General features: G+C 71.9%; 24 protein-coding genes. 4 read left to right on the top strand and 20 right to left on the bottom strand.

The features are described 5' to 3' along the window. Positions 1-24: 24 nt before the first annotated feature. From AB3X52_RS01215 to hemL, 4 genes are read right to left on the bottom strand one after another with little or no spacing between them, the layout of a single operon-like run. A complete protein-coding gene (locus AB3X52_RS01215; protein WP_367990876.1) occupies positions 25-780 on the bottom strand; it encodes a cytochrome c biogenesis CcdA family protein in 756 nt (251 codons plus the stop codon). After that, positions 777-1,358 carry a TlpA family protein disulfide reductase gene (locus tag AB3X52_RS01220; protein ID WP_367990877.1) on the bottom strand — a complete coding sequence of 194 codons (582 nt, stop codon included), beginning with the start codon at positions 1,356-1,358 and terminating at the stop codon, positions 777-779. The genes AB3X52_RS01215 and AB3X52_RS01220 overlap by 4 nt, the downstream gene beginning before the upstream one ends. A 2-nt stretch (positions 1,359-1,360) precedes the next feature. Beyond that, positions 1,361-2,068 (bottom strand): histidine phosphatase family protein, encoded by a 708-nt coding sequence (locus tag AB3X52_RS01225; RefSeq protein WP_367990878.1) that lies wholly within the window; start codon positions 2,066-2,068, stop codon positions 1,361-1,363. Further along, complete coding sequence (gene hemL / locus AB3X52_RS01230; RefSeq protein ID WP_367990879.1) at positions 2,068-3,423, bottom strand: glutamate-1-semialdehyde 2,1-aminomutase; 1,356 nt, start codon at positions 3,421-3,423, stop codon at positions 2,068-2,070. The genes AB3X52_RS01225 and hemL overlap by 1 nt, the downstream gene beginning before the upstream one ends. A gap of 248 nt (positions 3,424-3,671) precedes the next feature. Here hemL and AB3X52_RS01235 point away from each other — a divergent pair, with 248 nt between their 5' ends. Further along, on the top strand, positions 3,672-4,955 hold the full coding sequence (locus AB3X52_RS01235) for a lytic transglycosylase domain-containing protein (RefSeq protein ID WP_367990880.1): 1,284 nt from the start codon (positions 3,672-3,674) through the stop codon (positions 4,953-4,955). 155 nt (positions 4,956-5,110) lie between these two features. On the opposite strand, the gene hemB is transcribed toward AB3X52_RS01235, so the two are convergent. From hemB to AB3X52_RS01265, 6 genes are all read right to left on the bottom strand, one after another. Then, positions 5,111-6,094, bottom strand: coding sequence for a porphobilinogen synthase (hemB, locus tag AB3X52_RS01240; RefSeq protein WP_367990881.1), 984 nt, complete (start codon positions 6,092-6,094; stop codon positions 5,111-5,113). A gap of 13 nt (positions 6,095-6,107) precedes the next feature. After that, positions 6,108-7,745: a uroporphyrinogen-III C-methyltransferase gene (gene cobA, locus AB3X52_RS01245; RefSeq protein WP_367990882.1), complete on the bottom strand. Its 1,638-nt coding sequence runs from the start codon at positions 7,743-7,745 to the stop codon at positions 6,108-6,110. Continuing rightward, the gene (gene hemC / locus AB3X52_RS01250) at positions 7,742-8,755 is read right to left on the bottom strand and encodes a hydroxymethylbilane synthase (protein WP_367990883.1); all 1,014 of its coding nucleotides are present in this window, start codon (positions 8,753-8,755) and stop codon (positions 7,742-7,744) included. The genes cobA and hemC overlap by 4 nt, the downstream gene beginning before the upstream one ends. Beyond that, positions 8,752-10,047: a glutamyl-tRNA reductase gene (locus tag AB3X52_RS01255; RefSeq protein WP_367990884.1), complete on the bottom strand. Its 1,296-nt coding sequence runs from the start codon at positions 10,045-10,047 to the stop codon at positions 8,752-8,754. Before AB3X52_RS01255 ends, hemC begins: the two co-directional genes overlap by 4 nt. A 76-nt stretch (positions 10,048-10,123) precedes the next feature. Then, positions 10,124-10,858 carry a redox-sensing transcriptional repressor Rex gene (locus tag AB3X52_RS01260; RefSeq protein ID WP_367990885.1) on the bottom strand — a complete coding sequence of 245 codons (735 nt, stop codon included), beginning with the start codon at positions 10,856-10,858 and terminating at the stop codon, positions 10,124-10,126. A gap of 191 nt (positions 10,859-11,049) precedes the next feature. Continuing rightward, a complete protein-coding gene (locus AB3X52_RS01265) occupies positions 11,050-11,295 on the bottom strand; it encodes a glutaredoxin family protein (protein ID WP_367990886.1) in 246 nt (81 codons plus the stop codon). A 55-nt stretch (positions 11,296-11,350) separates the two neighbouring features. On the opposite strand from AB3X52_RS01265, the gene AB3X52_RS01270 reads away from it, so the two are divergent. From AB3X52_RS01270 to AB3X52_RS01280, 3 genes are all read left to right on the top strand, one after another. Then, positions 11,351-12,253: an HAD family hydrolase gene (locus tag AB3X52_RS01270; protein ID WP_367990887.1), complete on the top strand. Its 903-nt coding sequence runs from the start codon at positions 11,351-11,353 to the stop codon at positions 12,251-12,253. Positions 12,254-12,413: 160 nt separating this feature from the next. Further along, complete coding sequence (locus AB3X52_RS01275; RefSeq protein ID WP_367990888.1) at positions 12,414-13,220, top strand: sigma-70 family RNA polymerase sigma factor; 807 nt, start codon at positions 12,414-12,416, stop codon at positions 13,218-13,220. A 157-nt stretch (positions 13,221-13,377) separates the two neighbouring features. Then, complete coding sequence (locus tag AB3X52_RS01280) at positions 13,378-14,628, top strand: DUF5667 domain-containing protein (RefSeq protein WP_367990889.1); 1,251 nt, start codon at positions 13,378-13,380, stop codon at positions 14,626-14,628. 37 nt (positions 14,629-14,665) lie between these two features. Here AB3X52_RS01280 and AB3X52_RS01285 read toward each other — a convergent pair whose 3' ends face one another. The 10 genes from AB3X52_RS01285 to AB3X52_RS01330 form a co-directional block, all read right to left on the bottom strand. Then, on the bottom strand, positions 14,666-15,823 hold the full coding sequence (locus AB3X52_RS01285) for a lysophospholipid acyltransferase family protein (protein WP_367990890.1): 1,158 nt from the start codon (positions 15,821-15,823) through the stop codon (positions 14,666-14,668). Continuing rightward, on the bottom strand, positions 15,816-16,883 hold the full coding sequence (locus tag AB3X52_RS01290) for an NAD-dependent epimerase/dehydratase family protein (RefSeq protein ID WP_367990891.1): 1,068 nt from the start codon (positions 16,881-16,883) through the stop codon (positions 15,816-15,818). Before AB3X52_RS01290 ends, AB3X52_RS01285 begins: the two co-directional genes overlap by 8 nt. 24 nt (positions 16,884-16,907) lie before the next feature. Further along, positions 16,908-17,009, bottom strand: coding sequence for a 30S ribosomal protein bS22 (locus AB3X52_RS01295; RefSeq protein WP_008356322.1), 102 nt, complete (start codon positions 17,007-17,009; stop codon positions 16,908-16,910). 263 nt (positions 17,010-17,272) lie between these two features. Next, positions 17,273-17,482 (bottom strand): helix-turn-helix domain-containing protein, encoded by a 210-nt coding sequence (locus tag AB3X52_RS01300; protein ID WP_367991025.1) that lies wholly within the window; start codon positions 17,480-17,482, stop codon positions 17,273-17,275. A 255-nt stretch (positions 17,483-17,737) separates the two neighbouring features. Beyond that, entirely contained in the window at positions 17,738-18,925 is a 1,188-nt protein-coding gene (locus AB3X52_RS01305) for an acetoin utilization protein AcuC (protein WP_367990892.1), read from the bottom strand. A gap of 164 nt (positions 18,926-19,089) precedes the next feature. Further along, entirely contained in the window at positions 19,090-19,608 is a 519-nt protein-coding gene (gene abmR, locus AB3X52_RS01310) for an ATP-binding transcription factor AbmR (protein WP_367990893.1), read from the bottom strand. A gap of 18 nt (positions 19,609-19,626) precedes the next feature. Then, positions 19,627-20,184 (bottom strand): hypothetical protein, encoded by a 558-nt coding sequence (locus AB3X52_RS01315; protein ID WP_367990894.1) that lies wholly within the window; start codon positions 20,182-20,184, stop codon positions 19,627-19,629. A gap of 23 nt (positions 20,185-20,207) precedes the next feature. Then, complete coding sequence (proC, locus tag AB3X52_RS01320; protein ID WP_367990895.1) at positions 20,208-21,047, bottom strand: pyrroline-5-carboxylate reductase; 840 nt, start codon at positions 21,045-21,047, stop codon at positions 20,208-20,210. A 9-nt stretch (positions 21,048-21,056) separates the two neighbouring features. Then, positions 21,057-21,989, bottom strand: coding sequence for a proline dehydrogenase family protein (locus AB3X52_RS01325; RefSeq protein WP_437440523.1), 933 nt, complete (start codon positions 21,987-21,989; stop codon positions 21,057-21,059). A 103-nt stretch (positions 21,990-22,092) separates the two neighbouring features. After that, positions 22,093-22,872 carry a GTP pyrophosphokinase gene (locus AB3X52_RS01330; protein WP_367990896.1) on the bottom strand — a complete coding sequence of 260 codons (780 nt, stop codon included), beginning with the start codon at positions 22,870-22,872 and terminating at the stop codon, positions 22,093-22,095. Positions 22,873-22,914 lie beyond the last annotated feature (42 nt).

Below are 22,914 nucleotides of genomic sequence, written 5' to 3' on the forward strand. Positions count from 1 at the left end.
TCGGTGTGGTCCTCAGGGCGGTCCTCACAGCGCGATGCCCTCCCAGTGGCCGACCATCCAGTTCTGCGCGCCCTGGACGGCGTACTCCCACCAACCGGTCACCAGGGCGAGGCCGACGACGATCATCAGCACCCCGCCGACGCGGGTGATGGCGCGCTGGTGGCTGCGCAGCCAGCGCAGCGCCCCCATCGCCTTGCGCCAGGCGACCGCGACGACGACGAACGGGATGCCGAGGCCAAGGGAGTAGACGGCGAGCAGCAGACCGCCGCGCGCGGCGGTGCCCTGGTTGAAGGCGAGCGTCGAGATGGCGCCGAGCGTCGGGCCGCTGCACGGGGTCCAGCCGAGGCCGAAGAGGAAGCCGAGGAGCGGCGCCGCGGCGAGACCGACGGCGGGGATCTTGTGGAACCGGACGTCGCGCTGCAGCGCCGGGATGAGCCCGAGGAACGCGATCCCCATGACGATGCAGACGATGCCGAGGACGCGGTCGACGGTGGACTGGTAGTCGAGCAGCCAGTAGCCGACCCCGCCCGCGGCGACGCCGAGGAGCACGAAGACGACGGAGAAGCCGAGCACGAAGAGGACCGAGCCGGCCAGCATCCGGCTGCGGCGGCCGCTGCCGGAGACGACGTCGGCGCCCGAGAGACCGGTGGCGTAGGAGAGGTAGCCCGGCAGCATCGGCAGCGTGCAGGGCGAGACGAAGGAGAGCAGGCCGGCGACCAGCGCGATCGGGATCGCGAGCAGCAGCGAGCCGCTGCTCGCGGTGTCGGCGAGACCGTTCACGACGACGTCTCCACGTCCTGGACGGCCTCCACGAGGGTGAGCTTGGAGGGCACCGCACCGTTGATGGTGGCGGCCACCCGGCCCTGCTTGTCGAGGACCATCGTCGCTGGGGTGGTCCGGGGGCTGACCTTGCCCGTGAAGGACCGGAGCGCCTTGCCGTCGTTGCCGTCGATCGAGGGGTAGTCGATGCCGTTGCCGCGCTCGAAGGCGAGGGCGCTGCCCACCGAGTCGCGGACATCGATGCCGACGAAGGTGACCTTGTCGCCGTACTGCTTGGCGAGCTCGGCCTGCGCCTCCTTCAGCAGAGGCGCCTCCTTGATGCACTCCCCGCACCAGGCGCCCCAGACGTTGACGACCACGACCTTGCCGCGCTGGTCCGCGAGGTCGTAGGCCTTCCCTTGGAGGGTCTTGCCGGTCAGCTCGATCGCGTCGCCACGGTGGTCGACGGCGTAGGTCACGACGTTGCCGTCGCCCTCGATGTAGCCGCCCTCGTTGGTGCCGGCGAGGCCGCACGCACCCAGGACGGCGAGCAGCGGGAGTACGACGAGCGGACGGAGGCCGCGCTTGGTCACGCCCATGGTCAGGACTGCTCCTCCTCGGGCACCTTGCCCTGGGGGCGGTGCTCCTCGGGAGCGCCACCGGCGGAGTACGGCGCGTGCTTGTCCTTCGTGGGGATCAGGTCGCCCGCGGGCTCGGCGTAGGAGATCTGCGCCAGCCGGTCGCCGACGAAGTGGAAGGACGTGAGGGAGCAGAGCGTGCACTGCCGCTTGCGCGGGTCGTGCAGGAAGCTGCGCCGCTCGGCGGCCAGGCGCGTCGTCCAGATCGGGAGCTGGTGGGACACGACGACCGCCTCGTGGCCCTCCGCCGCCTTCCGGGCATCCTCGACCGCGGCCATCATGCGCACCACGATCTCGGTGTAGGGCTCGCCCCACGACGGCCGGAACGGGTTCCATAGCTTGAGCCAGGTCCGCGGGTTGCGCAGCGGGCTGTCGCCGCGGCCGAACTGCTTGCCCTCGAACCAGTTCTCCGACTCGATGACCCGCGGCTCGAGGGTCACCTCGAGGCCGCGCGCCTTCGCGAGCGGCGCGGCGGTCTCCTGAGCCCGCTCGAGCGGGCTGGAGACGAGGTGGGTGATGTCGCGGTCGCCGATCCGCTCGGCGACGCGCTCGGCCATCCGGACCCCGAGCGCCGAGAGGTGGAAGCCGTCGCGGCGGCCGTAGAGGATCCCGTCGGGGTTGTAGACCTCGCCGTGGCGCAGCAGGTGGACGATCGTGTCGGGAGTCGCCATCACGCCTCCCCGGCGGTCGAGCCGGCCGCGGCCTTCGCGGCAGCCTCGGCGGCGGCCGGCAGCGCGTCGAGGATCGTCTGGACGGCCCGCTCGTCGTGGGCGGCGGAGAGGAACCAGGTCTCGTAGGCGCTCGGCGGGAGGTAGACCCGATGCTCCAGCATGGCGTGGAAGAAGGCGGCGTACGCCGCCGAGTCGGTCCGGCTCGCGTCGTCGAAGTTGCGCACCGGGCCGTCGGTGAAGAAGACGGAGAACATCGTGCCGGTCGACTGGATCGTGTGGGCCACACCGGCCGTGGTGAGCGCCTCGCCGACGGCGGTCTTCACCGTCTCCGCGGCGGCGCCGATGTGGGCATAGACCTCGTCGGTCGCCAGCCGGAGCGTGGTGAGGCCGGCGGTGGTCGCGATCGGGTTCCCGGAGAGGGTGCCGGCCTGGTAGACGGGCCCCTCCGGCGAGAGCCGCCGCATGATGTCAGCGCGGCCACCGAACGCCGCGGCCGGGAAGCCGCCGCCCATCACCTTGCCGAAGGTGACCAGGTCGGGCGTCCAGCCCTCGACCTTGCCGTCCAGGCCCCATTGCCCCTGCGCGGAGGCACGGAAGCCGGTCATCACCTCGTCGGAGACGAAGAGCGCGCCGTGGGACCGGCAGGTCTCGGCGAGGAAGGCGTTGAAGCCGGGCTCGGGCGGGACGATGCCCATGTTGCCCGGAGAGGCCTCGGTGATGAGGCAGGCCACCCGGTCGCCGTACTCGGCGAACGCCTTCTCGACCGCGCTCCGGTCGTTGTAGGGCAGGACCAGGGTGAGCTCGGTGCTCGACGCCGGGACGCCGGGCGTGCCGGGAACGGCGAACGTCGCCAGGCCGGAGCCCGCGGCGGCGAGGAGTGCGTCGACGTGGCCGTGGTAGCAGCCGGCGAACTTGATCACGACGTCGCGGCCGGTGAAGCCGCGGGCGAGCCTGATCGCCGACATGGTCGCCTCGGTGCCGCTGCTGACGAAGCGCACCTCCTCCACCGGCGCGCGGCGGACGATCTCCTCAGCGAGCGCGACCTCGGGCTCCGTCGGCGTGCCGTACGACGTGCCGCGCGCGACCGCCGCCGTGACCGCGGCCAGCACCTCGGGGTGGGCGTGGCCGAGCAGCATCGGACCCCAGGAGCAGATGAGGTCGACGTAGGTGTTGCCGTCGACGTCGGTCAGCCAGGCGCCCTGCGCCTCGCGGATGAACCGAGGGGTGCCACCGACCGCGTTGAAGGCCCGCACCGGCGAGTTGACGCCGCCGGGGGTCACCGCCTTGGCGCGCGCGAAGAGCGCTTCGGACGCGGGGACCGAGCCCGCAGGATCGTAGGTCGCATCAGTGGGCACCGGCTCATTGTTCCTCAACCGCCCAAGTAAACTCGATCCGGCCCTTTCGCATCATGAGTGGCAACGAGACACGTCTCACACTCGTCCACGTCGGAAGCGCTGTCGGGCCGGTCCCGCAGGCGCGGTTCAAGGCGAACTCAGGTGGGAACAGTGACATGCGTAACTTGTCCGTGACACGCTTCGTTGTGGCTTGACGTATGAGGGAGCACGCCGTACGACGCCGTGCGGCGAGATCAAGGGAGTAGTACATGTCGGCTTCGCGCTCCGGGCGCGTTCGCAAGGCCACGGCACTCGTGCCACTCGCGGTGCTGTCCGCGGCCTGGACCGTCAACGTCACCGGCCTGACGCAGACCTCCGCGGTCGCGTCGGTGAGCACCCCGTCGGCGAGCCTGCCCGACGGGACGGCGCTGCCGTCCGCGCCGATCACGGCGCCGGCGAGTGTCTCCGCGCCGACGTCGTCGACCGGCGGCCTGACCCAGAAGAAGGCCTCGACGATCGTCTCCACGGCGACCTCGTCCGGCATCCCGGCGGCCGCGCTCGCCGCCTACCAGCGCGCGGCGACCGTCATCGACGACGCCGACAAGAGCTGTCACCTCGACTGGCCGCTGATCGCCGCGATCGGCCGGGTCGAGTCCAACCACGGCCGCGCCGACGGCAACCGTCTCACCACCGCCGGCATCTCGACGCCCGGCATCTTCGGGCCCGCCCTCAACGGCAAGGGCACCTCCCTGATCAAGGACACCGACGGCGGCAGCTTCGACGGCGACACCGCCTATGACCGCGCGGTCGGACCGATGCAGTTCATCCCGTCGACCTGGTCGATGGTGGGCGTCGACGCGGACGGCGACGGCAAGCGCAACCCGCAGGACATCAACGACGCCGCGCTCGCGACCGCCGTCTACCTCTGCTCCGGCGACGAGGACCTCGCCACCGCCGCGGGCCAGCGCGCCGCCGTCTTCCGCTACAACCACAGCCAGTCCTACGTCGCGACAGTCCTCGGCGTCGCCAAGGCCTACGCCGCCGGTGACTACACCTCGGTGCCCGACAACACCGTCACCACCGACTGGACCTTCACCCCGTCCACTCCCCCGGCGGCCGCCTCCCACGGCGCCAAGCACGGCAGCAAGGGCATCAAGGGCCACCAGGGCGGCTCGACGGGCTCCGCCAGCGGCCCCAGCAGCACCTCCACCACCGCTCCCTCCACCTCCGGCAGCGGATCCAAGCAGTCCGGGAGCAAGAGCTCCGGCAGTGGGGACAAGGGCACCACCACCCCGCCGCCGGCGACCAGCACCCCGTCGCTGCCCCCGGTGGGCCTGCCGAGCACGGGCGTCCCGCCGGTCGACAACACGATCTCAAAGGCGCAGGCGACCACGCAGTGCCTCGGGGAGGTCGTACCCCAGAGCTTCCAAAGCCTCTTGGGCGGAGTTCTCGGCGGTAGCCTCGAGCAGATCGTGTCGGCCCTCAACCTCCTGCCGGGCGGCAAGGGTGTCGCCAGCGACTTGACGACCTGCGTCAACAAGCTGGTCAACTAGCAAAATCTGCGGCGAAGGCCGCCACTCCCTCCGCGGGAGTGGCGGCCTTCGCCACTCCTGTCCGACAACGCGGGCGACCCCACGGGTGCCCGCCGCCGGACCTCACGGTGTCCAGAGCCTGAGCCAGCAGACCTTGGGGCGGACGCGCCGCCCAGTCAGCGCGCGAGGAGCCGCGCGGCCTCGACGGCCCAGTAGGTGAGGATGACGTCGGCACCGGCTCGCCGGAAGGCGGTGAGCGTCTCCAGGATGGCCGGCTCGCGGTCGATCCAGCCCTGGGCCGCAGCGGCCTCGAGCATGGAGTACTCCCCCGAGATGTTGTAGGACGCCACCGGGACGTCCACGGCGTCGCGGACCGCGCGCAGGACGTCGAGGTAGGGCAGGCCCGGCTTCACCATGACCAGGTCAGCCCCCTGCTCCACGTCGAGCAGCGCCTCGCGGACGCCCTCGAGCGCGTTCGCCGGGTCCTGCTGATAGGTCCTGCGGTCGCCCTGCAGCGAGGAGTCGACGGCCTCGCGGAAGGGACCGTAGAACGCGGAGGCGTACTTGGCGGAGTAGGCCAGGATCGACACGTCCTCGTGGCCGGCACCGTCGAGCGCCTCGCGGATCACGGCGACCTGGCCGTCCATCATCCCCGACGGCCCGACCATGTGGACGCCGGCGTCGGCCTGGGCGCGGGCCATCTCGGCGTACACCTCGAGCGTCGCGTCGTTGTCGATCCGGCCCGCCGCGTCGAGCACGCCGCAGTGGCCGTGGTCGGTGAACTCGTCGAGGCAGAGGTCGCTCATCACGGTCAGCGCGTCGCCGACCTCGGCGACGACGTCCGCGATCGCGACGTTGAGGATCCCGGCCGGGTCACAGGCACCGGAGCCGACCGCGTCCTTCTGCGTCGGGACGCCGAAGAGCATGATCCCGCCGATGCCCGCCTCGGCGGCCTCAGCGGCCGCCTTGCGGAGCGAGTCCCGGCTGTGCTGGACCACGCCCGGCATCGACGAGATCGGCACCGGCTCGCTCGCGCCCTCGCGGACGAAGACCGGCAGCACCAGGTTGCGGGCCTCCACCGAGGTCTCGGCGACCATCCGGCGCAGGGCCGGCGTACGCCGCAGGCGACGTGGGCGGACGATCGGTCGCTCGATGGCCATCGCGTTCAGCTCCTCACTTGGCGCGCGCCCGCCGGCCGGCCGGCTTGCGCTCCGACGGCTTGGTGACCGGCTGGCCCGATTCGATGAGCGAGGCACGCCGCGCGGCGCCGAAGGCGGCGAGCGCGTCGGTGAGGGCCTCGATCGACGGCGACGGGGCCATCACGTCGACCCGCAGGCCGTGCTCCTCGGCGGTCTTCGCGGTGGCCGGGCCGATGACCGCGATGACGGTCGAGGCGTGCGGCTTGCCGGCGATCCCGACGAGGTTGCGGACGGTCGAGGACGAGGTGAAGACGACGGCGTCGAACTTGCCGGTCTTGATCGCCTCCCGGGTCGGCGCCGGCGGCGGCGCGGCCCGCACGGTGCGGTAGGCCGTCACGTCGTCGCACTCCCAGCCCAGGTCGACCAGGCCCGCGACGAGGTTCTCGGTGGCGATGTCGGCCCGAGGCAGGAACACCCGGTTGATCGGGTCGAGGACCTCGTCGTACTCCGGCCAGACCTCGAGCAGGCCGGCAGCCGACTGGTTGTCGCCCTCGGGCACGAGGTCGGCGCGCAGGCCCCAGTCGGCCAGCGCCTGGGAGGTCTTCTCACCGACCGCGGCGATCTTGAGACCGGAGAAGGCACGGCAGTCGAGGCCGTACTCGTCGAACTTCTCGCGGACGGCACGGACCGCGTTGATCGAGGTGAACGCGATCCACTCGTAGCGACCCTCGACGAGGCCGCGGATGGCCTTGTCCATCTGCTGCGGGTTGCGCGGCGGCTCGACGGAGATGGTGGGGACCTCCTCGGGCACCGCGCCGAACCCGCGCAGCTTCTGCGAGAGTGCCGGCGCCTGCTCCTTCGTGCGCGGCACGAGCACGCGCCAGCCGAAGAGCGGCTTGGTCTCGAACCACGACAGGGTCTCGCGCAGGTCGACGACCTTGCCGACCACGATGACGGCCGGCGGCGCCATCCGCGCGGCGCGCGCGTCCGCGGCGATGTTCTCCAGCGTCGAGGTGACCGTGGCCTGCTCGGTGGTGGTGCCGACCCGGGTCATGGCGACCGGCGTCTGCGGCGAGCGACCGGCGGCGACGAGCTCCTTGGCGATGTCGCCGACCAGGCCGACGCCCGAGAGCAGCACGAGGGTGCGGTCGTCGGCGTACTGCGACCAGTCGACCTTCTCGCCGCAGGTCACGACGGCGACCTCGCGGTGGTCCTTCGTGGTCAGCGGGATGCCGGCGTACGCCGGGACCGCGTTGACGGAGGAGACACCGGGCACGATCTCGAAGCCGATCCCCGCCTTCGCGCAGGCCTGCGCCTCCTCGGGTCCCGAGGCGTAGAGGAACGGGTCGCCGCTCATGAGGCGTACGACGCGGCGGCCGCGCTTCGCCTGCTTGACGACGACCTTGGCACGCGCGGCGTGGGTCAGCGGCTGGCCGTCCTCGCCGAAACCGCCGTCGACGATCTCGGGGCCATCGCCGCCGAGGAGCTGCTCCACCATCGGCGTGTGCTCTGGTGCCTCGGTCACGACGACCTCGGCCCGGCGGAGCAGCTCGAGCGCCCGCACGGTGAGCAGCTCGGGGTCACCCGGACCGCTGCCGACGAACGAGACCCAGCCCTGGGTCTCGGACGCATCCGACGCGGCCTTCTGCTCGGTGATCTTTGCTCGGGTCATGCGTTGTGCACCTTGTCCAGCTCGGGAGCGGCGGAGTCAGAGCCGTCGCCCTTGTTCAGTTCCGCGTTCAGTTCCGCGTTGAGGTCAGCAGCCCCCTCGGCGAGCATCTCTTCGGCGAGGCGGGTGCCGACGCCGGCGGCGTCGTCGACCAGGCCCGTCGCGGAGAGGCGGATCGCCCGGGAGCCGTCCGGAGAGAGCACGACCGCGCGCACCCACAGCTCCACGCCCTCCTCGCCCTCGACGACCTCGGCGAGGGTGCCGATCGGCGCGGCGCAGCCGCCCTCGAGGGTCGCGAGGACGGCACGCTCGGCCTCGACGGCCGCCCGCGTGAAGGGGTCGTCCAGCCCGGAGAGGAGAGCGACCATCTCGGCGTCGTCGGTGCGGCACTCGACAGCCAGCGCCCCCTGACCGGGAGCGGGCAGGACCTGCAGCGGATCGAGCACCTCGGAGACCTCGTCGAGTCGGTCGATGCGGGCGAGGCCGGCGCGGGCGAGCACGACGGCGTCGTACTCACCGGACCGGACCTTGCCGATTCGGGAGTCCACGTTCCCACGGACGCCGACGAGGTCCAAACCGAGACCGAGGGCCTGGATCTGCGCGGCCCGCCGGGGCGATCCGGTGCCGACCTTCGCCCCTTGCGGGAGCTCGCCGAGGGTCAGTCCGTCACGCGCGACGACGACGTCGCGCGGGTCCTCACGCGGGGGTACGGCGACGAGCGTGATCCCCTCCTGCGGGTAGGTCGGAAGGTCCTTGAGCGAGTGCACCGCGACGTCGATCTCACCGGCCAGCAGCGCGTCGCGCAGCGCGCTCACGAACACCCCGGTGGAGGGGGTGCCGGCGAGTGGCGTGCCGGCCGCCTGGCTGCGGTCGCCGTCGGACGTGATCTCGACCAGCTCGACCTCGCGGCCGAGCGCACGGACGAGGTCGGCGACGTGGCCGGACTGCGTGCGGGCGAGCAGGGACCGGCGGGTCCCGAGCCGGATCGGGTGGGGTGTCGGCGTGGTCGTCACTTCGGTCCCTCCGGCACGTCCGGCCGGGTCACGGCGGTCACGGCCTCCGGGTCGAGCGCGAACAGCTCGGCCAGGGCGGCCGCGTAGGACACCGCGCCGGTCTCGTTGGCGAGCTCCTTGACGCGGACGGTCGGCTCGTGGAGCAGCTTGTCGGCGACCCGGCGCACGGCGTGGAGGATCTCCGCGCGGGTGGCCGCGTCGAGCTCGGGCAGGCGACCGTCGAGGCGCGCCATCTCGGCGTCGACCACGCTGGTGGCCATCGACCGCAGCGCGACGACCGTCGGGGTGACGCTGGCCTGCTTGCGCGCGCTGACGAAGGCGGCGACCTCCTGCGTCACGATGTCGCGTACGGCGGCGACCTCCTGCCCCGCCTCCGACTCGTGCAGCTCCTCGGCCAGGGTGGCCAGGTCGACGAGCGCGACACCCGCCAGCTCGGCGACCGCGGGGTCGATGTCGTGCGGCAGCGCCAGGTCGATGAGCGCGACGGGGCGCTCGGCCCGGTCGGCCACCATGGGCGAGGTGACGAGCACGCCGCGCGCGCCGGCGCAGGTGACGACGACGTCGGCCGCGGCGATCTCGGCGGCCAGCGTCGGCAGGGCGGCCGCCCGACCGCCGTACTCCTGCGCGAGGCGGGCGGCGCGCTCCTCGGTCCGGTTGACGATGACGATCTCGCCCGCGCCGGCGCGGGCGACGGTCGCCGTGGCGAGACCGGCCATCGCGCCTGCCCCGACGATGACGACCCGCTTGCCGGCGATCGGGCCGACCGCCCGCTCGGCGCGGACCAGCGACGCGGTCACGAGCGACGGCGCGGCGCGGTCGATGTCGGTCTCCGCACGCGTGCGCTTGCCGACGCGGAGGGCCTGCTGGAAGAGCGAGTTGAGGGCGGGGCCGACGGTGCCGAGCTCCTGGCCGAGCTGGAGCGCGGCCCGGGTCTGGCCGAGGATCTGGCCCTCGCCGACCGCCATCGAGTCCAGGCCGGCGGCGACCTGGAAGAGGTGGGAGACCGCACCGTCGTCGTAGTGGACGTAGAGGTGCGGGAGCATCGTGTCGACCGACTCACCGGCGCGCTCGATGATCTTGCGCGAAAGCTCCTCGACCGAGCCGTGGAAGCGCTCGACCTCGGTGTAGATCTCGAGTCGGTTGCAGGTCGCGATGACCGCAGCCTCGGTGACGTGCTCGGCGTGGGCGACGTCGGTGACGAGCTTCTGCAGCCCCTCGGCGTCGACGGAGGCCGCCTCGAGCATCGAGACGGGCGCCGAGTTGTGGGAGATGCCAACGACCAGGACGCTCATCGGCGTGCTCGCTTCGCTCGGTGCACCGATCCATCCATGGACGGCGCCACGGACGCACCTTGAACCGTTCGCTCGCTCACGCACTCACCTCCGGCGCCGCGGCGCCACTGACGCTGTTGACACGGCCGCTCGGCATCCCGTCGAGGTCGGCAGCTTCGGTGTGGGCCTTCCGGGACTCGTGGTAGGCCAGGATCTGGAGCTCGATGGAGAGGTCCACCTTCCGTACGTCGACACCGGGCGGCACCGAGAGCACCACCGGAGCGAAGTTGAGGATGCTGCTGACGCCGGCCTGCACCATCGCGTCCGCGACGTCTTGGGCCGCCGGGGCCGGGACCGAGATCACGCCGATCGCCACCTGCTGCTCCGCGACGATCGCGGCCAGCTCGTCGAACGGACGCACCGCGATGCCGGCCACCTCCTTGCCGTGGAGGCTCGCGTCGGCGTCGAGCAGCGCCACGATGCGGAAGCCCCGGCTGCGGAAGCCGGAGAAGCTGGCCAAGGCGTGGCCCAGGTTGCCGATGCCGACGATGACGACGGGCCACTCCTGGGTCCCGCCGATCTCACGGGCGATCTGGTAGCGCAGGTAGTCGACGTCGTACCCCACTCCCCGGGTGCCGTAGGAGCCCAGGTAGGAGAGGTCCTTGCGAAGCTTGGCGGAGTTGACGCCGGCCGCGGCGGCGAGCTCCTCGGAGGAGCAGACCGCGATGTTGCGGTCGGCCAGCGAGATGAGCGCCCGCAGATAGACGGGGAGACGAGCCACGGTCGCCTCGGGGATGTCCCGGGTCGTGTCGGTGGTGCTCCGTGCCGTCACGCTCAGCTCTCTCAAGACAGGCCGCGAACGGGGGCTACTGGGCAGCCCGGGATCGTCCTACGGCTTGTTCACTCTAGGAGTTCGTGCAATTGAGAACAAACCGAGTGACGGGCGCCGCATCGCGGTCACGTAGCACATGTGGCCGACGACACATGCGGCGGGGTCGACGGCCACGCCGCAGGCGACGCGCCTCAGACCGGTCGCGCGAGGGCGGCACGCAGCCGCTCCTCGGAGACCCGCCAGAAGTCGTGCTGCCGCCCGTCGACGAACGTCACGGGGATCTCCTCCCCGAAGCGCTCCTGCAGCGCGGGGTCGTCGTCGATCGAGATCTCGTCGTACGACGTCCCCGTGTCGGCGCACACCTTCTCGATCACCACCCGGGCGTCGTCGCAGAGGTGGCACCCGGGCCGGGAGTAGAAAGTGATGCGCGCAGTCATGACAGACCCATTCTGCTCCCTCCGCGGGCAGCGGCGGACCACTACAGTGACCCGCGTGACCAGCAGCCGGGACCAGCAGCGCCGCCGGGCCGAGCTGCGGCGCCGTGACCTGAGGCGGCGCTCCGCGCTGGCCGGCGAGGCGTCGGCGGCCGCGGCCGAGGTCGAGACGGCCCTCGACGGTGCGGGCGACGCCGAGGCGGCGGCGTTCTTCGACGTGGACAACACGATCATGCAGGGCGCCACGATCTTCCACCTCGCCCGCGGGCTCCACCGGCGCAGGTTCTTCACCACGCGGGAGATCCTCGGCGCGGCCTACAAGCAGGCGTACTTCAGAGTCGTCGGTGTCGAGGACCCGGCTCACATGGAGTCGGCACGCAGCTCGGCGCTGTCGTTCATCGAGGGCCACACCGTCGCCGAGCTCCAGGAGCTGGGCGAGGAGATCTTCGACGAGGCGATGGCCCACCGCATCTGGCCCGGGACGCGCGCGCTCGCGCAGTCCCACGTCGACCGCGGTCAGCGGGTCTGGCTCGTCACCGCCGCACCGGTCGAGATCGCGCAGATCATCGCCCGCCGGCTCGGACTCACCGGCGCGCTCGGCACGGTCGCCGAGCACGTCGACGGCGTCTACACGGGCCGGCTCGTCGGCGAGATGCTGCACGGCCCGGCCAAGGCGGAGGCGGTCAAGGCGATCGCGGCGCGCGAGGGGCTCGACCTCAGCCGCTGCGCGGCGTACTCCGACTCCGCCAACGACCTGCCGATGCTCTCGCTCGTCGGCGATCCGTGCGCGGTCAACCCCGACCACAAGCTGCGTGCCCACGCCCGCGCCATGGGCTGGCGGATCCGCGACTACCGCACCGGACGCAAGGCGGCGCGGGCCGGGATGATCGCGACGGCGCTGGGCGGCGCGGCGACCGGCGCGGTCGCCGCCGGCATCGCGCTGCGCCCGCGCCGACGCTGACCGGCCGTCGTCCGGATCTTAGTGAGGCACCTGACACAGGAACCCTTCCGTCGTAGAGTGGCACCGGCTTAGGGAAGCGCTGGTCAAGAGCGCCGTCGCGCAGCAGGCGGGATTGGTCAGTGGTTCCCTAGGGGCCGGGAGCACGTCGGGAGGGAACCCAATGCCTTGGCACGCTGGCGATGTCGCGCGCGGTCTCGGTGCTCTGCGCGCCGAGCTCGCGCGCACTCTGGCGAGCCTCCAGCCCTCCCCGGCGCTGCCCGGTGGCGGCATGTTCCTCTCCGAGGCGACGACCGGCCGGTCGTCCGGGCGGTCGACGGCGTACGGCACCGGCTCCGCCGAGGACGCCGGTGACCCGTCGGACGACCCGCCCGACGACACCGGCCAGGCGACCTCCTCGGAGGACTCCGAGGAGGGGCGCTCCCGTCTCATTGCGCTGGTCGAGCTTGCCCGCAAGGGCGACACCGAGGCGTTCGGGCTGCTGTATGACCACTACCACGGCGCGGTCTACCGCTTCCTCTTCTACCGGACGCGATCGGTCGCGCTCGCGGAGGACCTCACCTCGGAGACGTTCTTCCGCGCCCTGCGCTCGATGACCGGCTTCCGGTGGCAGGGCAAGGACTTCGGCGCCTGGCTCATGACGATCGCGCGCAACCTCGCGACGGACCACTTCAAGGCCGGCCGGACCCGCCTGGAGCTCACCACCGAGGACATGGGGCTGCACGACGATGCCACCGACGACGGTCCGGAGCGCTCCGTCCTGGCGAGCATCACCAACGAGATCCTTCTCGAGGCGCTCTCCAAGCTCCCCGGCGAGCAGCGCGACTGCGTCGTCATGCGCTTCCTCCAGGGACTGAGCATCGCCGAGACCGCGGCCGTCCTGGGTCGCAGCGACGGCGCCATCAAGCAGCTTCAGCTGCGCGGGATCCGCAACCTCGCGAAGTTGATGCCCGACGGACTGCGCGGCTGATGACTGCCCTGAGGAATGCTCCCGAGCCCCGTGTCCGTCGTCACGCGCGCAGGCGCGTAACCCCGCGCGCGGACGTATCGTTGAGCAGAGCGATCGCGGTAGCCCCGTCGGGGCCGGTCCCCACGACCGCTCCACGTTCAACCCGAGTAGGACCACGATGAGCCCGGCGTTTCCGGCGCGGCGACGCGCCGACGAGTTCCACCGACTGGTCGAGGCAGAGGCCTCGTCCGGCGCGACAGCCACGCCCCACGACGAGCTGAGCGAGCTCGCCGCGCTGGCGACGGGGCTGCGCGAGCTGCCCGCGGTCGCGCCGCGCGCGGACTTCTCCGTGGCGCTGCGGGAACGGCTGATGGCGGCCGCGGAGACCGAGTTCGCCTCGCCGACCAGCGACGCCGTCGCCGCGAAGCTGACCGTGCAGAGCCTGTCGCGCTCCTCCTCAGCGGGCCGCCGCCAGCGTCGGCTGACTGTCGGGATCGCGGCGTTCGCGATCATCGGAGGTACGGCGGGCGCCGCCGTCGCCTCGCAGGGCGCTCTCCCGGGCGACACGCTCTATCCCGTCAAGAGGGCGATCGAGAACGTCCGCACGGGCTTCGTCATCAGCGACCACTCGAAGGGGTCGACGCTCCTCTCCGACGCCGATACCCGTCTCGACGAGGTCCACAAGCTGACCGACGTCGACCACACCGCCGACTCCGCCGCCGTCCGCACGGCGCTCGAGTCGTTCTCGTCGCAGGCGACGAAGGCCTCCGACCTGCTGCTCGACGACTACCAGCACCACCAGAACCCGAAGAGCCTCGACGACCTGCGGTCCTTCGCGTCCAACGGCATCACCCGCCTCTCCGACCTGCAGTCGGCGGTGCCCGAGAGCGCGCAGGGCGCGATCGGCGAGGCGGCGCAGACGCTGTTGCTCATCGACCAGGCGGCGCAGGCGCTCTGCCCGAGCTGCGGCCCCGGGATCACCCAGCTCCCGCAGAACCTCCTGCGCACGGTCTCCACGACGCTCGACTCGACGACGAGCGGGCTGACCGGCGACCTGGGCCTGACCGGCTCCTCGCCGTCCGGCGACGGCGGCCTCCTCCCCGGGCCCGCCCTTCCGTCGGTCAAGCCCGGCGAGCTGCCCCCGGGCAGCACCAAGTCCGGCTCCGGCACGGGCACGAAGAGCTCGTCCGGCCAGGATTCTCAGGGCGGCTCCACGTCGGGCGACACGACGTCCGGCTCCGGCACGAGCAGCGGCACGGGCTCGTCGGACTCCACAGGCTCCTCGAGTGGCCAGGCCGGCGAGCCGTCCTCGTCGCCGACCACCGGCCTCGGCGACACCGTCGGTGACGTCGTCGGAGGAGTGACCGGCACGGTCGGCGGCCTGCTCTCCGGCGTCGGTGGGCTGCTCGGCGCGTCGCCCACGCCCTGATCGGACCGAGGCCTGATCCTGCCCGGCTCCGCCCGGCTCAGCGGAAGACGGAGCCGCGCTGCATCAGCAGCGTGTAGAGCGTCTGCTGGATCGTCTCGCGCACCTGGTCGGTGACGTCGAAGACCAGCATCGGGTCGTCGGCCGCGCCGTCGTCGTACTCGTCGGTGCGGATCGGCTCGCCGAACTCGATCAGCCACTTCGACGGCAGCGGGACCATCCCGAGCGGCCCCAGCAGCGGGAAGAACGGCGTGATCGGGAGGTAGGGCAGCCCCAGCACCTTCGCGAGTGCGGGGATGTTGCCGACCAGCGGATAGATCTCCTCGGCGCCCACGACGGAGAGCGGCACGATCGGGACGCCGGTGCGCAGAGCGGCCGAGACGAAGCCGCCGCGCCCGAAGCGCTGCAGCTTGTAGCGCTCGGAGTAGGGCTTGCCGATCCCCTTGAAGCCCTCCGGCCAGACGCCGACGAGCTCGCCGCCGCACAGCATCCGCTCGACGTCCTCGTTGCAGGCCAGCGTGGCGCCGCTACGGCGCGCCAGCATCCCGACGAACGGCATCCGGAAGACCAGGTCGGCGCCGAGCGGGCGCAGGTCACGACCCAGATGGTCGTGGATCGTCACCATCGTCATGAGTGCGTCGACCGGCAGCGTCCCGGAGTGGTTGGAGACGACGAGCGCTCCCCCGTCGGTCGGGATGTTGTCGATGCCGCGGACCTCGATCCGGAACCACTTCTCCTTGAGCGGCCGCAGGACGGCCAGGAGGAAGCGCTCGGTGAGCTCGCGGTCGAAGCCGTAGTCGTCGACGTCGTAGTCGCCCGTCACGCGGCGACGCCAGAAGGCGAGGAGTCGCGCCAGCTGGGGTTCCCAGTCGGCGCCGAACACCTCCCGTGCGGCCGAGTCCAGGGCGGCCTTCCAGTCCGACGCCGGGATGCCGCGCAGCGGGTGGCGCTCACGGGTGGTCGCCACAGGTACGCCGCCGGCCGACCGCTCCGGGCGGGGTTCGGCCGACTCCTCGGCGGGTTCGGCCGACTCCTCGGCCGGAACGGCCGACTCCTCGGCGGAGGGCTTCTTCTTCCGCACCGGACGGGGCCGGCCGGAGGCACCGGCGAGCCCCCGAGCCGCGGAGGACGGCGCCTTGCCCGTCCCACGGCCCGGCTCCCCACGGGTGCCGAGCGGGATGATGTCGGCGTCAGCCACGGCTGCTCACCTCCGGTGGGGCGGCACCGGCGAGCCGGCGCTCCAGGTCGGCCAGGAACCGGTCCGTGCGCCCACCGGTCGGCGTGAGCGTGGACGCGAAGTCGTCGAGGGTCTGCGCCGTGGTGTGGCCCGGGGTGAAGCCGAGGGTCTCCCGCATCCGGGTCGTGTCGACACCGCGTCCGAAGGTGAGGAAGGACCGCATCTCGGGCGGCAGCTCGGTCAGCCGGGCCCGGCGCAGGAAGCCGCCGACGCTGCCGACCGCGAAGCTGGGCAGCGGGAGGGTCGGACGCTGCAGGCGGCGCACGACCTGGGAGAGCGTGAGGAGGCCGTCACCGGCGATGTTGAACGTCCCGGGGACGCGGGCGCGGATCGCGTGGGCGAGCGCGGCGTACAGGTCCTGCTCGTGGAGGAGCTGCAGCCGCGGGTCGAAGCCGAGCACGGTCGGGATGACCGGCAGCCGGAGGTAGGACGCCAGCGGACTGTCGATCCGGGGACCGAGGACGTTCGCGAAGCGGAGCGTGGTCACGCAGACGTCGGGCCGGCGCCGGGCGAACCCGCGCACGTAGCCCTCGATCTCGGCGACGTCCTTGGCATAGCCGCCGTAGGCCGTCCGCCGAGGCTCCATCTCCTCGGAGAACATCGCGGGGTCGCGGCTGCTGGCGCCGTAGACGGTGGTCGTCGACTTCACGACGAGCTGCCGCACCGACGGCGATCGCTGGCAGGCCGCGAGGAGCTGCATCGTCCCGATGACGTTGAGCTCCTTCATCATCGACCGGCCCCCGGCGGAGCCGGGGGTCGCGATGACGCTCATGTGGACGACGGTGTCGACGTCCTCCTTGGCGATCACCTTGGCGATCACCGGGTTGCGGATGTCGGCCCGGACGAAGGACATCCGGCCGATGTCGCGCCGAGGAGGCACGACATCGACACCGATCACCCGCTCGACGCCTGGATGGTCGGCGGCAGCGCGCGCGAAGCGACGACCGAGGTCACGTGAGACCCCGGTGACCAAGACGACTCTGCCGGGTCGACCGGCAGGTCCGGCGGCGCGCTCCGCCATGTCCCCTTCGAGGCGCCTAGCGCGTCACTTGCCGAGCTTGCGGCGCTGGACGCGGGTCTTCTTCAGCAGCTTGCGGTGCTTCTTCTTGGCCATGCGCTTGCGGCGCTTCTTGATGACGGAACCCACGGGAAACCCTTCGATGGTTGAAACAGCCAACTCCGCCGGCGAGGTCCGCCGGCGAACGACGACTCCCACCCGTGAGGACGCGCAGGGTACGTCGAACCGGAACAGCCTAACCGGCGCCCCTCAGCGGTGGGGAATCGGTGGTCGGTCGGTGACACTGAGCGCGCCTTGACGCGCGCGGCGCCAAAGCGGAGCGGCGACGGCGGTCTGGGAGCGAAGGGACCGCCGAGCCGCGACAACGCATGCGACGCGCCGTCAAGGCACGCTCAGCCCGCGTTGTAGAAGGACTTCTGGAGATAGACGTTCGCGTCGTCCTCGCGCACCCGGAAGGAGCGGCCGACACGGACGGCGGGCAGCTCGCCGGAGTGGACGAGCCGGTAGACGGTCATCTTGGAGACGCGCATCATCGCGGCCACCTCGGCGACGGTCAGGAACTTGCTGTCGGAAATGTCGCCCGGAGTGGGGTTGCCAGCCATCGTGTCCACCGATTCTTTCTTCTCTGAGCACGCCACCGGCTTCCCCACCGGTGCTTCCACATGCTCACGCCGTGGTGAGAATAGAGCCTGCTGTGACTCATGGGGAAGAGGAAACCCATGAGATTCTGCATGGCGCGGCGTGTCGGTTTGATTTCGGGTGTCGCGATTGATCTTCGCACGCGCACCAAACGTCACAGGACCCGGCGGGACGCGCTCGCCCGGCCATGACTCCCCACCCTCCCCGATCGGGCGCGTTCAGGGAAGAGGATCGAGCCCGTGGAGCGGGAAGACGGCGTTGCGGGTCGCGTTGATCTGGCGGTCGAGCCAGGTCGCCGGGTCGTAGCCGGACTCCCAGGCGCGATAGTGCGGCTCACGACCGTCGGTCATCCGCCGCGGCGCCACCGCACCAAGGAGACGCGTGATGTGCTCGCGCCAGCCCTCCGGGGTGTCCGTGCGCGGGTCGAGCGGGTGCCCGCCGACGATCGCCAGGAGGTGCGTCCAGGCGCGCGGGACGACGTCCACGACGGCGTACCCGCCCCCGCCGAAGGCGACCCACCTCCCGCCGGTCACCTCGTGGGCGAGCTGGTGGAGCGCGAGGTACGCCGCCCGCTGGCCGTCCACGGTGAGCATGAGGTGCGCGAGCGGATCCTCGGTGTGCGAGTCGCAGCCCTGCTGGGTCACCAGGATCTGAGGCGCGAACTCCCGCACCAGGTCGGGTACGACGGCGTGGAAGGCGCGCAGCCAGCCGTGGTCCGCCGTCCCGGGCGGGAGGGCGAGGTTGGCGGCGCTGCCCGGCGCGTCGGGCCCGCCGGTCTCGTCGGGGAAGCCGGTGCCGGGGAAGAGCATCTGCCCGGTCTCGTGCAGGCTGATGGTGAGCACCCGCGGGTCGTCCCAGAACGCCCGCTCGACCCCGTCGCCGTGGTGGACGTCGACGTCGACGTAGGCGATCCGCTCGACGCCCTGGTCGAGGAGCCACTGGATCCCCACCGCGACGTCGTTGTAGATGCAGAAGCCGCTCGCCCGGTCCCGCATCGCGTGGTGCAGCCCGCCCATGATGTTCGCGGCGTGCAGGCTCTCACCGCTCCACACCTGGCGGCAGGCCTCGATGCTGGCGCCTGCGATGTGGGCGCTGGCGTGGTGGATCGCCGGGAAGACCGGGTCGTCCTCCGTGCCAAGACCGTGGGCCAGGTCGGGCTCCAGGGTGCGGCCCGCCCGCTCGACGGCGTCGATGTAAGCCTCCGAGTGGACGGTCAGCAGCTGGTCCTCGGACGCCATCGGTGCCGGCACCACTCGCAGGCCGCTCTCGAGCACGCCGAGCTCGTCAGCGAGCCGCATCGTCAGGTCGACCCGCAGCGGCGCCATCGGGTGACTCGGACCGAAGTCGTACTCACCCAGGCTCGGGTCGTAGACCACGGTCGCCGGCCCGGGGCACTGCAGATCCATGGCGCTGACGGTACCGGCCCTCCTCGCCGGCCTGACCGAGTGCTCACGAACACGCTCCCAATGCGCGCCAACTCGGAGACCAGGGTGCGAGCCGAACGGAATTCTGTTCGGCTGTGGGTCGCCCGTGGCGGCGCGCGGCAGGGAGACACGGACGCCGCGGCCGGTCAGCCGGCCGCGGCGCCGGGCCCCTTGTCGCGCACCTTCCGGACGTGCTCGAGCGACTCGCGCAGCTCGGTGAGCCACTCGTCGGAGTGCTGGCGCACGAGCCGGACGCACCAGCCGAGCGCGTCGCTGCGGCTGCGAGCGACACCCGCCTCGACCAGGAGGTCGAGGACCTGGCGCTCGGACTGCCGCAGCCGGGTCATCACCGGCGCCGCGACGGTGGTGAACATGGCCCGGACGCCGCCGCACTCGACGCCCCAGGAGACCTTCCGGTCGAAGCGTCGCTCGGCCTCCCGGGCGACGACCATCCGGTCCGGGCGGGTGCGCTCGCGGAACTCCGCGATCCGCCCCTCGACGCTCGCGCGGCGCTCGGCGTCGCCGGCTCCGTCCGCCACCGCGGGCGCGCCGATGTGCCCGATGACGGTGATCTCCTCGCGGTCGACGATCACGTCGGCCAGCTCCTCGAACAGCCCCTCCGGGAGTCGGCCGGCGAACCAGCCCCGGATCTCCTCGGTAGTCATGTAATGAGAATTACGCGATTACCACTCTTCGTCCAGGGACTTTCGCCCCGCACGGCCGTCGCCCTCGGCCAGCGCCCTCAGAGTGAGCAACTGACGCCGCACCATGACCACGTCGGCCCACGCGAGCGCCCTGCCCCGGACGCGATCGAGCGGCCCACGCTGCCCCAGCGCCAGCCGGCAGACGAGCCGGGTCCCCGCCGCGGCCGGCTCGGCGGCGTACGTCACCGCCGTCGGGCCGAAGACACGCGCGAGCCGCGGCAGCATGATCCCGGTCCAGGAGCGCCCCGGCTCGACGGCGGTCACCGCATAGGTCCGCATCAGGACCTGGCCCACCTCGATCCGGTCGGCGCCGGGGACGAGCCCGCGAGGGCTGCGTCGGCCGCGGTTGTCGATCCAGTCGTAGGAGTACGGTGCCAGCGCCAGCTGGCACAGCCGGCGGTAGACGCGCTCCGGCGGCGCGGCGACGTCCACGGCGCGGGTGAGCCGCCGGACGGGCACGCCGAGGGTGGAGTCCGCGGGGTAGTCGCGTGCGGCCTCCTCCGGGGTCGCACCCCACCGCCACGGCAGCCCGCCCACGGCCCGGCCCGGCTCAGCCCCGCTCAGCTGCCGGCGGCCAGCTCGCGGGACCGCTCGGCGGCGGCCTGCATCGCGGCGATGAACGCGGCGCGGACCTTGTGGTCGTCGAGCTCGCGCAGCGCGGCGGCGGTGGTACCGGCCGGCGAGGTGACCTGCTCGCGCAGGACGGTCGGGTGGGTGCCGGTCTCGCGCAGCATGGTCGCCGAGCCGACGAGCGTCTGGATGACGAGGTCGCTCGCCACGGTGCGCGGCAGGCCGAGGTGGACGCCGGCCTCGATCATGGCCTCCACGACATAGAAGACGTACGCCGGCCCCGACCCGCTCACCGCGGTGACGGCGTCCATCTGGTGCTCGGGCACGCGGACGACCTTGCCGACCGCGCCGAGGAGCGCCTCCGCCTCGGCGAGGTGGGCGTCATCGACGCTCGTGCCGGGCGCGATCGCCGCCATGCCCTCGTCGACCAAGGCGGGCGTGTTCGGCATGACCCGGACGACCGCGACGCCGGCAGGCACCTTCCCCTCGATGAAGCCCGTGGTGATGCCGGCCGCGAGCGAGACGAGCAGCTGCCCGGCGCGCAGCACCGGCGCGATCTCGTCGAGCACGGCCCCCATGTCCTGCGGCTTCACCACGAGCATGACGGTGTCCGCGTCGCCGACGGCGTGCAGGTGGGAGACCACGCGGACGGCGTACTTCTCCTCGAGCTCCGCAGCGCGGTCGGGCCGCTTCTCGACCACGAGGAGCGAGTCGGCGGCGCGACCCGCGCGGAGCAGCCCCGAGAGCACCGTCTCCCCCATGACGCCGGCGCCGATGATCCCGGTCAGGGGGGCGGCGCTGCGGGGCTGGTCGGTCGACGGGATGGTCACGTGGGGCACCTACTTCTGGGAGAGGAGGGAACGGAGGAAGAACGAGAGGTTCTGCGGGCGCTCGGCGAGCCGGCGCATGAGATAGCCGTACCACTCCTCGCCGTAGGGGACGTACACGCGCATCCGCTCCCCGAGACCGGCGAGCCGGCGCTGCTCCTCCGGGCGCGTGCCGTAGAGCATCTGGAACTCATAGCTGCCCCGCTCTCGGCCGGACTCGTCGACGAGATGCTGCGCGATCGCGATCATGCGCGGGTCGTGGGTGGCGATCATCGGGTAGCCGTCGCCGGCCAGCAGCGCCTTCAGGCAGCGGACGTAGGACCGGTCGACGTCGACCCGGTCGGTGAACGCGACGTCCTCGGGCTCGTCGTACGCCCCCTTGCAGAGACGGACACGGGAGCCCTCGGTGGCGAGGCGCCGGCAGTCGGCCTCGGTGCGACGCAGGTAGGCCTGGAGGACGGCACCCGTCCCGGGGAAGTCCTGGCGCAGCTCGCGGAGCGTGTGGAGCGTTGCGTCGGTGGTGGTGTGGTCCTCCATGTCGAGCGTCACCGTGGTGCCGACGTTGCCGGCCGCGCGGCAGATCCGACGCGCGTTCTCGAGGGCGACGCGGTCACCACCGGGGAGGTACTGCCCGATCGCGGAGAGCTTGACCGACACCTCGGCGCTCGTCGCGAGGCCGGCGTCGTGGAGCGCCTGCAGCAGCTCGAGGTAGGCCCCGACCGTCGCCTCGGCCCGCTTCTCGTCGGTGGTGTCCTCGCCGAGGTAGTCGATCGACGTCGTCAGACCGGCGTCGACGAGCTCGCGGGTGGCACGCACGGCGTCGGCGGTCCGCTCCCCCGCGACATACCTGCGCACGATCCCCGCCGAGACCGGCATCGTCGTGACCATCTCCTTGACCCGCCCGCTGCGGGCCAGCATCAGGATCGGGCGTCGGAGCAGGGCCATGAGGCGAGAGTACGGGAGGTCGCTGACCGCGGAGTTCACGCCGGGGAGGCGTGCGCGTGGGACGAGCAGCGCGAACGGGAAGAGCTGCGGCACCACCGCGCCGCTACGCGGGGGTCGGTCCCTTCCGGTGGCCCTGGACCGAGGCGCGCAGCCGCGCCATGCGGACGTCGAGGTCGTGCGCCGTGGCCGCCGCCACGCGGAGTTCGTCGAGCAAGCCGGGCGGCACCTCGCCGTCGTACTTGTAATAGATCTTGTGCTCCACGCTCGCCCAGAAGTCCATGGCGATGGTGCGGATCTGGAGCTCGACCTCGACCTGCTCGGTGCGGTCGGAGAGGTAGACCGGCACCTCGACGGTCAGGTGGAGGCTGCGGTAGCCGTTGGGCTTGGGCTGGGCGATGTAGTCCTCCACCTCCACCACGGTCACGTCGGACTGGCTCGTCAGCATGTCGGCGATCCAGTAGACGTCCGACTCGAAGGCGCAGGTGAGGCGTACGCCGGCGATGTCGTGGACCTGCGCCTGGATGTCCGGGATGCTCGGTGGACAGCCGATCCGCGTCGCCTTCGCGAAGATGCTCTCCGGCGACTTGAGCCGGGTCCGGACGTGCTCGATCGGGTTGTGGTCGTGCGTCTGCTCGAACTCCTCGCGCAGGATCGCGATCTTCGTCGTCAGCTCGTCGATCGCGAACTTGTAGCGCAGCCGGAAGCGGGTGAACTCGCGCTGCAGCGCCCGCAGCTGGGCCGCGGTGTCCTCGTCGTCGCCGGTGAGGTCGGGATGGGACAGGATCCGTTCGAGGATCACCGCACCGCTGTCGGGGACTCGCTCGGGGCTCTTCTCGCGGGTGCGTGCGCGCGGGGCCACCACGCGCGGGGACTGCTCGATCACCGGGACTCCTTCGGCCTGGGACGACGCCTCAAGCCTGCCTCA

It is taken from the genome of Nocardioides eburneus, from assembly GCF_040838215.1.
Classification (GTDB): domain Bacteria; phylum Actinomycetota; class Actinomycetes; order Propionibacteriales; family Nocardioidaceae; genus Nocardioides; species Nocardioides eburneus.